The organism is Nostoc sp. TCL26-01 (assembly GCF_013393945.1).
GTDB lineage: Bacteria > Cyanobacteriota > Cyanobacteriia > Cyanobacteriales > Nostocaceae > Trichormus.
Map to the genome: position 1 here is coordinate 5088624 of NZ_CP040297.1, position 10381 is coordinate 5099004.

Here is a 10381-nt window from a genome sequence, read left to right on the forward strand (position 1 = left end):
GTTATTAATAGAACTTAATATATATGAGTCCAGTAAGATTTGAGAAAAACTACGCACACTTAATTGTAACTTAACACCTTTGTGTCTCCGTGCCTCTGTGTTAAATTACACAGTAGGATATGAGTGAGTAAATTAACTTGTCTGAAGTTCACTAATTAGCTCTAGAATTTGCTGATAATATTGTGTATTCCCTTCTTGCTGGTAAAGGTGAGCAGAGGTTTGGAAATCTACCATTGCTTGCTGATAATCACCTAAACTACGACTAATATCAGCCCGTAACAGGTAAGCAGAAGCCCAATGAGGTTGTAGTTGTAAGGCTTGGTTTAAGTCAGCTAACGCTAGCTCTAACTCTCCCAACAGGAAATGACTCCGACCTCGATTGTACCAGTCTTCAGCATAACCGGGGTTGAGGGTAATTGCTTGAGTGTAGTCTAGTATCGCCTGTTGATAGTTGTGTTGGGCATAGTGAGCATGGGCGCGATCGCTATAAAATCTAGCAGAGTGGGGATACAGGTGTAAGGCTTGGGTATAGTCAGCGATCGCACTTTGATAGTTTTGTTGTTCGTAATACAGTGAGCCTCGGTTGTAATAAGCTTCACTCAATCGCGGATTAATTTTGATAGCTTGATTATAGTCTGCTAAAGCTCCTCTGGTGTCTCCCAATTGACGACGAGCGTTGCCTCGGTGACAATAAGCAGGCGCAAAATCTGGTGATAGTTTGATAGCTTGGGTAGTATCAGCGATCGCGCCAAGATTGTCTTTGAGGTTAGCATGGGCAATGGCTCGACCGTAATAAGCTTCAGCCAGATGGGGATTCATCTGCAAAGCCTGATTATAATCGGTAATTGCTCCTCGATAATCACCCAAGCAGCGTTTGGCTGTGGCGCGATCGCAGTATGCTTCAGCAAAATGCGGATCAAGTGCTAATAAGCAGTTACTATCCGCCAAAGCACCGGGATAGTCTCCTAAGCGGCGGCGAATGTTGGCACGAAAACCATAAGCTATGGCTAAATCAGGATTAATCTTTAGGGCTTGGCTATAATCTGCTAGGGCGTTGTGATATTCTTCCCAAATTTCTTGAATTAAACCCCGTTGATAATATGCTTGAGCATCTTCTGGGTTCAGTTTTAGAGCTTGATTTAAGTCGGCAAAAGCTAGGTGATATTCTTTGAGACAATAGTATATCACCCCGCGATTGTAATAAGCTCCCGCAAAATTAGGGTTGATTTCTAGTGTCCAGTTATAGTCAGCGATCGCTTTTTCATAATCTCCGAGCGCGTAGTAAGCATTTCCCCGATTTTGGTATGCTTCTATCATGTTGGGGTTTAGTTGTAATGCCCGTTCGTGATCAGCGATCGCTTGCTGATATTCCCCTAAACTATAGTAAATATTACCCCGACTGCCATAAGCTGCGGCTAAGTAAGGATGCCACTGTATAGCCTGTTGTAAGTCTGTGAGTGCTTCCCCTGTATCCCCTGCCTCACCACGAGCCACACCCCGATTATGATAAGCATGAGCGATGTTGATGCCAATATTGCTGGCTAATTGAGGGTTCAGTTCGATGGTATTGATATAGTCAGCGATCGCTTTATCATACTCCTTGAGGGCAAAGTAAGCATTGCCACGACTGTAGTAAGATTCTGCCAATTTGGGATTAATTTGTAGCGTCTCGTTGTAATCAGCGATCGCTCCCGTAAAATCTCCTAAACAGTACCGTGCATTTCCCCGATGATAGTACGCTTTGGCTAGATACGGATTAATTTCCACTGCCAAACTAAAAAACGCAATGGCTCCTTGATAATCCTTCTGTTCACCACTAAGGATAATTCCCCGACTACAGTATTTTTCGGCATCAGCATTGGTCTTGCTGGCTGGGGTATCATCTGTAATCTTTCTTTGATAATCACCAAGCAAACTTGTGTGTAATCCCTGGTTTAAAAAATAGTCAGCATTCATCTAATTTTTCGTGTTTTTACACTTTCTCAAACTGATGATGTAGGTGTTACCTACTCCCACTCTAGCCGCCCTAATTTAAACAACACTAGTAATACAATAGGATATTTTGTGTTGATTTCACAATCAATTTAGTCAGAAGACATATACCTAGATGCAGTCAGATTAGGTTTTATCTCATTCCATTGCAATATATAAATATGTTCCACCCCCATGTATTATCAAAATATCCCTAGTAGAGATAAATATAACCTCAGAGCTATATTACTAGATACCTCAGATGGAGATAAAGATATGTACAACGAAGATGACATCAAAGCTTTGCTAGATAGTATGAATCTGTCAGATATACTCAAAATCATGTCTCAAATTTGTTATGAAAAAGCCCAGTGTCTCCGCACCGACTGGCAAGACCTAGAAACGGCTAGAGATTGGGAAAAAGTTGGTAGGGCTGTTGGCAAAATTAAAATAAAAACTGACTTATATTAACAAGATACTAACTAGCCATCAACCGTATACTTAAGTATATACTTAAATGTCTCATGTTCAAAAAAAGATTTTACAGGCTTTTTATAAATTTACGATAAACCTGTGTCCTAAATTACTGCCCGCAATTAATTTTTTGGCAGATAATTTATACAGTCGTGTAACTTGGATACAAGTGCTGAGTGCTGAGTGAGGGAGTGCTGAGTGCTGAGTATTAGTAGGTTGGGTGGAGTCTTTGCGTAACCCAACATAATCTGATGAGTGCTGAGTGCTGTTAGCGGTAGCGGGGCGTTTAGCCCGTGCTGAGTAGGGAAGTCAGGGAGTGGGGGAGTGAGGGGTGTAAACAGTGAACAGTGAACAGTAAACAGTGAACAGTGAACGTTTATTAACTGGTAACTGATAACTGATAACTGATAACTGGTAACTGATTTGGTAGGGGTGCAGGGAAGAAGAAGAAATGCTAATGACCACTGACTATTGACTATTGACCACTGACTATTGACTATTGACTATTGACTATTGACCAATGACTATTGACTATTGACCACTGACTATTGACTATTGACTATTGACTATTGACCAATAAAAAATACCGGACTCATAGAGATACCGGCAGAGCATCGGGGGATTGACTTTTGACTAAATTAACTGTTGGAAACCTCGTGAGTGCTGGTTTCCTACCTTTTGAATCTTAATGAATTCTTTCTCTGAGTAATTGTTCTTCTAAAGCGGCAATCCGGTTATAGGCTGCTGTTAGTTGTGCCGTGAGTCGTTGTATTTGAATTTCTGGTGATAAGACTCTATCTCCACCTTGGCGATTCATGTCTAAATAGCCGTCTGTTAATACATCCTTATGTTCTAATTCTGAACTAAAACTACCATGTCCTTTTAGCTGGGTGTGATTATGATCATTATTTTCCAGATAATTATCCTTTGCTTCAGTTCTGGCTAGGGAACATTCTGAAAAAGTTTGAGCGACTTTGATGTCAAGCTGCTCTATCACCTGGCAGAGGGCATCCAGCTTATGACTCAAAGTCAGGATTTGTTGTTGTAATGAATCCATTTAATACCCTCGTCCGCACATTTTCTCTATGTTATTCAATTTACTGGCAATGTTAAATATACTTATGATTTATTTAATTATTCAAATCTTCTGTTGGAATACGAAACATAGTTATTTATTTATAAACAAATTTAAATGTTTACAATAGTTAATACTCATTTAGACGCTCATGGAAATTAATTATCTATATTTTGATCAGCAAAAGCTTTCGGTATAAGGATTTATGGCAACTTAATGTCATAATCAAGAGTCGGAAAAATCACAAGCGATCGCTATTGATCAACAGTGAGATAGAATTATCGCCAAAAAATCAAAATCTTTGGTTTATATCCCTAAAATTAGTCAATATAATGCTGGTTTTACCACTCAGCCTGGGGTTATGTCTGGTTATAAATATTTTATGAATCATCCCAAATCCATGAATCGACGGTCGTTTTTGCTCAGTCTCGGTGGACTGACGCTATCACAGATGCTGATAGGCTGTAATGCCAGCAACCAGACAAAACTTAATGTTCAACTCTTAAAAGGTTCTATCCCCAGTCAGGTAGTTAATCAGTTTCAGCGCAGTTTAAAACAAAAGGTACAGTTAAAGTTTGCTCCAGTTGAACAGCTACAAGAGTTATACAAACGGCTAATTAGTTGGCAAGATAACCCAAAAGCGCAAGATGAAGGATGGTGGAATCGCTTCATTCCATTTAGACCAGCCCAAGTGCCTGGTGTGGCTAATTTGGTAACTATGGGTGATTATTGGTTAGCCACGGCAATTGAACGCAAACTAATTCAACCACTAGAGGTCACACAAATAAAACAGTGGCCTAGTCTCAGTTCTCAATGGCAGCAATTAGTCAGACGTAATGATCAAGGAATTTTAGACTCCGAAGGTAAAGTTTGGGCAGCTCCCTATCGTTGGGGTAGTACGGTTATTGTATATGATCGGGATAAATTCCAAAAATTGGGATGGCAACCCGAAGATTGGAGTGATTTGTGGCGTGATGAGTTGCGATCGCGTATTTCTATCATCGACCAACCCAGAGAAGTGATAGGTTTAGTTTTAAAGAAACTAGGCAAGTCTTATAATACAGAAAATCTGGCAACCGTCCCAGATTTAGAAACAGAACTCACAAAATTCAACCAACAAGTAAAACTCTACAGTTCCCATACTTACCTAGAACCTCTCTTGATGGGAGATACTTGGTTAGCGGTGGGTTGGTCAAGTGATCTGATTTCAATTTTGCCCCGCTATCCCCAACTGAATGTAATTATCCCTCGTTCTGGTACAGCCATCTGGGCAGATTTGTGGGTCAGTCCTACAGCTGCCGCTAAGGATAATTTATCATCACAATGGATTGATTTTTGTTGGCAGCCAAACATTGCTAAACAAATTGCTTTACTCACTAAAATTAACTCGCCAATTGCCACAAATATTGTCACCTCTGATATCCCAGAATCCTTCCGCAGTTTATTACTTAATAGTCAGGAGGTTTTAAATAAAGGTGAATTTTTACTACCTTTATCACCAGAGACAACAAAAGAGTATGAATCTTTGTTTGCCAAAATTAGAGCTAATTCGTAATTTACGCCTAATGTGTATTAGACGTTGAAACCACGCATTCTCGTGTAGAGACGTTGCATTGCAACGTCTCTACCAAGCGCGAAATCCTCGATATTGCGTTGATATTTATAATTCACATCAGACGTAATTTGTAAGTAGTCGCACAAAATTAAATTCATTTGTGAAGAGAGGGAGCAGGTTACAGGTTACAGGTTACAGGTTACAGGCGTAACCCAACACCCTCAGACTACACCTAATTTTCTCGATTCAACTTGATTAATGGAGTTATCCTGATGATTCATCACATTTCGATCGCTGCTCAAAATCCGCTTCGCGTTGCCAGCGTACTGGCAGAAATTTGTCACGGTAAGCTCTTTGATTTCCCAAATCCTGTCGGTAGTTATGCCGTGGTTCTATTTGATGATTATGGCACTGGAATTGAAGTGTTTCCTTCAGGATCTGTGTATGTTCCCAGTTCGGACACAGAACCAAGCAAAGTTATCCAAATGTCCAGTTCGTCAAGCTTTGTGGCAACTCATGCCGCGATTTCTGTCCCTGCTAGCCAAGAGCAGATTGAGCAAATCGGTATGCGTGAAGGTTGGCAAGTTGCGCTTAGTGACCGTGGGGTGTTCAAAGTGGTTGAGTTTTGGTTAGAGAATCGACTGCTGATAGAATTTCTGCCTCCTGAACTTGCAAATCAGTATTTACAGTCCATCCGACCTCAGATTGTAGAACAAGTGCTTGGTCAGCCAATCCAAATGACTCAAATTTAAAGCAGATATTTTAACACTGGTCGCTGAGACAGTAATGAAATTGAGGATTTGCAAAACTTGAACAAGTGCTTTTGTTGTGCATAGTGCTATAGAAATCATTACACGTTTAGCAATGCCATATTTACTAACTAAAGTTTGTACTACAAACATGATAATTTTAGAAAAATACAGGCAATCTACAGAGGGTGAAAATGCAGACTAGCCAAGAATTATCCCTCCCTAATATGGGTTGTGGAACTTGGGCATGGGGTAATCAACTGCTTTGGGGATATGACGAAAGCATGGACAGCCAATTACAAGCTGTGTTTAACCTCTGTGTGAGTCAAGGTGTGACTTTGTTTGATACTGGCGATTCTTATGGAACAGGCAGATTAAACGGGCGTAGTGAGTCTTTGCTGGGGCAATTTTCTAGAGAGTATATAGGTGTCAATCAACCAGAGATTTGCATTGCCACTAAATTGGCTGCTTACCCTTGGCGATGGACACGTCAGTCCATGATAAATGCTGGCAAGTCTTCTGCTCAACGCTTGGGAAGAAATATTGATTTAGTCCAGATGCACTGGTCAACAGCCAATTATGCACCTTGGCAAGAAGAAGGACTTTTAGATGGTTTAGCCGACTTATATGAGCAAGGTTTAGTCAGAGGCGTAGGACTATCTAATTACGGGACGAAAAGACTGCGACGTGTACATCAGAAGTTTTCTGAGCGAGGAGTAGCAATTAAGACGCTACAAGTTCAATATTCATTATTATCTACATACCCCGTTACCCAATTGGGGTTAAAAGATGTTTGTGATGAATTGGGGATAAGATTGATTGCTTACAGTCCTTTAGCTTTGGGATTGTTGACAGGGAAATATTCAGAGCAAAGTCCCTTACCAAAAGGTGTGCGCGGAATTTTATTTAAAAGATTGTTGCCGGGAGTGCGATCGCTCTTACAATCTTTACAGGCGATCGCCCAATCAAGAAATAAAACCATGTCTCAAGTAGCCCTGAATTGGTGCATCTCTAAAGGCACAATTCCCATCCCTGGGGCAAAATCTGTAATACAAGCACAGGAAAACATTGGCGCTTTGGGTTGGCAATTAGACTCCGGCGAAATCGCTGAACTAGACAAAGCAGCTGCAAGTTCAGATAAGAAAATGGTGCAAAATATTTTTCAAACTAAATGAAGAGTACTCAGCACTCCAATCAATAATAGTTTAGGGACGGCGAATTTGGAGGGTTGGCAGAGTGGTGGATGATGAGAATTTAGAACTGATTAACCCAAAAGACTGGTCATGGTCTTTCTGGTTTACATTGCCACTCTACCCTTATGGTAAGCGGCGGACGCTCCGACAGGAAATCATTAAAGATACTATTTGGACTTTTGACCAAATACAGGGTATTTTTTATGTGGTTGTCCCCATCCGTATGACTGTGGTGAAGTTGGATGAGGGAGGATTGTTGGTTTATGCACCTGTTGCACCTACGCCAGAATGTATCCGGTTGGTAAATGAATTAGTGGTAGAACACGGTGATGTGAAGTATATTATTCTACCCACGATATCGGGACTGGAACATAAGGTTTTTGTCGGGCCATTTGCGAGATATTTTCCCCAAGCACAGGTGTTTGTCGCTCCTAATCAGTGGAGTTTTCCACTCAACCTGCCCTTGAGTTGGCTGGGTTTACCTGCTAAACGGACACAAGTACTGCCTCAAGACAGTAAGCAAACGCCCTTTGCTGCTGAGTTTGACTATGCCATCTTAGATACGATTGATCTCGGCCCTGGTAAGTTTGCAGAAGTGGCATTTTTGCACAGGCGATCGCATACTCTATTAGTAACAGACTCGGTGGTTTCCATACCAGCAGATCCGCCGGCGATCGTCCAGTTAGATCCCTATCCTCTGCTGTTCCACGCTAAAGATCAAGCTTCAGATATGGTGGTGGATAATCAAGCCAACCGTCGTAAGGGATGGGAACGCATTACTTTATTTGCTTTGTATTTTCGTCCTAGTGCCTTACAAATACCCACATTAATTGCAGCCATCAGCGCCGCGTTTAAAGCACCAGAACGCTCATATAGAGCTTATTTTGGCTTGTATCCCTTCAAATGGCAACAGGACTGGGAGCGATCGTTTACAGCCTTGCGAGGGGATGGACGTTTATTTGTCGCCCCAGTTCTACAAACTTTGATTCTCAACCGCGCACCCCAGGAAACTATTAACTGGGCTGATAAAGTAGCAAGTTGGCCTTTTCAATGGATTATTCCCTGTCATTTTCATGCACCAATCAAAGCCGCACCTCTACAATTTCGTCAAGCCTTCTCCTTTTTAGAAAAACAACCTGCTGTGAGTGCAGGTTTATTGAGTAGTAGCAGTTATCCCTTACCAGCAGAAGATTTTCAAATTTTGCAACAAATTGATACAGGTTTATCTAAAACTGGCATTGTCCCAACTGCAAAAGATAAGCTATAACGTAAAGCGATAGATTAGGCAAAAAGATTTTCATGCTTGGTGATAACCACTAAGTATATTCTTTTGAATACTCATGCAATAAAATCAAATTTATGCACTACCAAGTCAATATTTTAGAACCAACAGATTTGTGGTATCTGCAAAACAACATCAATAAAGAAACAAACAAATATTATCATCCCACAAAAAATATTCCCTTTGTCCAACAAGTTGAAATCAAACTAGAAAACTCTGGTGTAGTTATTCAAAAGGGTGCTTTGCACAGATGTCTTGGTAAACTTACTCATGGCATTTATAAAACTGATAACCGTTTAAAAGATGTCTGGGTAGCTTTAATGACAGAGATAGATTACAATGCCCCTGTCTACAAAGGTAGTGGTAATGTATATCTTGAACCTAGAGCCAAAGGTCATTTCTTACATTACACACCAATTGAAATATCAGATCAAGAACAATGGGAATTTGATGATGGAATATTTCAATTTTGTTCTGACAACGTTGTTTTAGGCACTAAAAAACTCAAATTTCGGCAAATGTCAGGTTCTAGTGATGGGAGATGGCGCATTGCTATTCGAGCTTTAACAGGACAAAAAGCTAGAGTTGTCACCGGCACAAATACACCAGCTAGAATTATTGAGATCCACAGAGGGGAAACTGTCATTGCTGACTATGATTTAGTTAAAGGATTTACCAATGGGATTCAAGAAGATTATCGAAAATTAGGACATTTTGGTAAAGGGGGTGGCGAAGGTTTTATTTGGTTTTATGAAGGTGAAGGTAAATTATTAATATCAGAAACCGATGGTATGGGATTAGGTTAAAGCCGATTATATATAGGAATCCGACTTGATTATTGAAATTTCTTGCGAAGGCAGGTAACAGGTAACAGGTAACAGAAAAAGAAGTAATAGAGGTGTACTGAGTTTTTTTGTGTAAGCACAGGCTACGCCAACGGAAATCAAATATGATTCCTATATTAATTTTCCTGTTGCCAGATAAACTCTTGCTGCTGATTAATATAGTTGGCTTTACCGTCAATATATACTAATGCCAGCCCATCGGTAAAACTCAAGCCCAAATCAAATTTTGGGGGAATAACAACTTTGCCTTTTTCATCAATATAACCGTATTTATTTTTAACTTTAACAGCAGCTAATCCCTCAGAAAATTTAGTTACTTTATCAAATTCAGGTGCAATGACTATCTCCCCATTGGGATTAATATAACCCCATTTTTCCCCAATTCTCACTACTGCTAAATTCGAGGTAAATTCCCAAGCATCATCAAATTGTGGCTGGATAACTAGCTTACCAGATTTATTGATATAACCGTATTTATCCCCGACTCTTACTGCGGCTAAACCTTGAGAAAAAAACAAAGTTTCATCAAATTCTGGGGGAATTACTAAATGATTGTTAGCATTTATATAACCCCAGCGATTATTAATTTCAACTGCTGCTAGTCCTTCATTAAAGTGTAAAGCTTTATCATATTGTGGTTTGATCACTAATCGACCAGTAAAATCTATATAACCCCATTTATCATCAATACTGACCGCAGCTAAACCATTTTTGAAAGCTAAAGCTTCATCGAATTGAGGCTTGATAACCACCTGACCACGAGGATTAATATAACCATATTTATAATTAATTAATACTAGTGCCAATCCATTAGAGAAAGCAAAAGATAACCGAAATTGGGGTGGTATGATTTTTTTCCCTGTTTTATCAATATAGCCATACTTATCATCAATCTTGATCTGCGCTCGTTCGTCAATAAAACTCCAAGCTAAATCAAACTGTGGTTTGATGACTATCTTACCTGTTTGATCAATAAAACCATACTGACCATTTTTAACAATGCGAAATAGTGGAGTTGACACAATCTTAGACTCTGGTGATGAACTTGAGGATTGCTTGTGTTGATCAGGCAGAATAGAAGTTTGTAAGTGCTGATTATTACTAGCGAAGATGCCACATATAATATTTAAACACAGGTAAAAACAAATATATTGCTGCACTGGAAAATACCTTCTTTTTTGTTGGTAACGGGTAAAAAAGTTCTTGTAGTCGGATTATTTCTGTATTGATGAATGGC

The 10381-nt window shown here is 39.9% G+C and carries 9 protein-coding genes; 6 read left to right on the top strand and 3 right to left on the bottom strand.

Translation table 11 applies throughout. From position 1 onward, the window contains the following. Positions 1-132: 132 nt before the first annotated feature. A complete protein-coding gene (locus tag FD725_RS21990) occupies positions 133-1956 on the bottom strand; it encodes a tetratricopeptide repeat protein (protein WP_179050118.1) in 1824 nt (607 codons plus the stop codon). Positions 1957-2166: 210 nt separating this feature from the next. Between FD725_RS21990 and FD725_RS21995 the strand changes: the two genes are divergently transcribed. After that, entirely contained in the window at positions 2167-2442 is a 276-nt protein-coding gene (locus FD725_RS21995; protein ID WP_256871699.1) for a hypothetical protein, read from the top strand. Positions 2443-3130: 688 nt separating this feature from the next. Here FD725_RS21995 and FD725_RS22000 read toward each other — a convergent pair. After that, entirely contained in the window at positions 3131-3502 is a 372-nt protein-coding gene (locus tag FD725_RS22000) for a hypothetical protein (RefSeq protein WP_179050119.1), read from the bottom strand. Positions 3503-3920: 418 nt separating this feature from the next. On the opposite strand from FD725_RS22000, the gene FD725_RS22005 reads away from it, so the two are divergent. The 5 genes from FD725_RS22005 (at position 3921) to FD725_RS22025 (ending at position 9105) form a co-directional block, all read left to right on the top strand. After that, positions 3921-5075, top strand: a complete 1155-nt coding sequence (locus tag FD725_RS22005; protein WP_179051640.1) for an extracellular solute-binding protein — start codon at positions 3921-3923, stop codon at positions 5073-5075. A 272-nt stretch (positions 5076-5347) separates the two neighbouring features. Next, on the top strand, positions 5348-5827 hold the full coding sequence (locus FD725_RS22010) for a hypothetical protein (protein ID WP_179050120.1): 480 nt from the start codon (positions 5348-5350) through the stop codon (positions 5825-5827). Between the two features lie 191 nt (positions 5828-6018). Next, a complete protein-coding gene (locus tag FD725_RS22015; RefSeq protein ID WP_179050121.1) occupies positions 6019-6999 on the top strand; it encodes an aldo/keto reductase in 981 nt (326 codons plus the stop codon). Positions 7000-7060: 61 nt separating this feature from the next. Beyond that, positions 7061-8284 carry a DUF4336 domain-containing protein gene (locus FD725_RS22020; protein ID WP_256871701.1) on the top strand — a complete coding sequence of 408 codons (1224 nt, stop codon included), beginning with the start codon at positions 7061-7063 and terminating at the stop codon, positions 8282-8284. 92 nt (positions 8285-8376) lie between these two features. After that, complete coding sequence (locus tag FD725_RS22025) at positions 8377-9105, top strand: AIM24 family protein (protein WP_179050122.1); 729 nt, start codon at positions 8377-8379, stop codon at positions 9103-9105. 155 nt (positions 9106-9260) lie between these two features. Here FD725_RS22025 and FD725_RS22030 read toward each other — a convergent pair whose 3' ends face one another. Further along, positions 9261-10166: a WG repeat-containing protein gene (locus tag FD725_RS22030; protein ID WP_256871703.1), complete on the bottom strand. Its 906-nt coding sequence runs from the start codon at positions 10164-10166 to the stop codon at positions 9261-9263. Positions 10167-10381 lie beyond the last annotated feature (215 nt).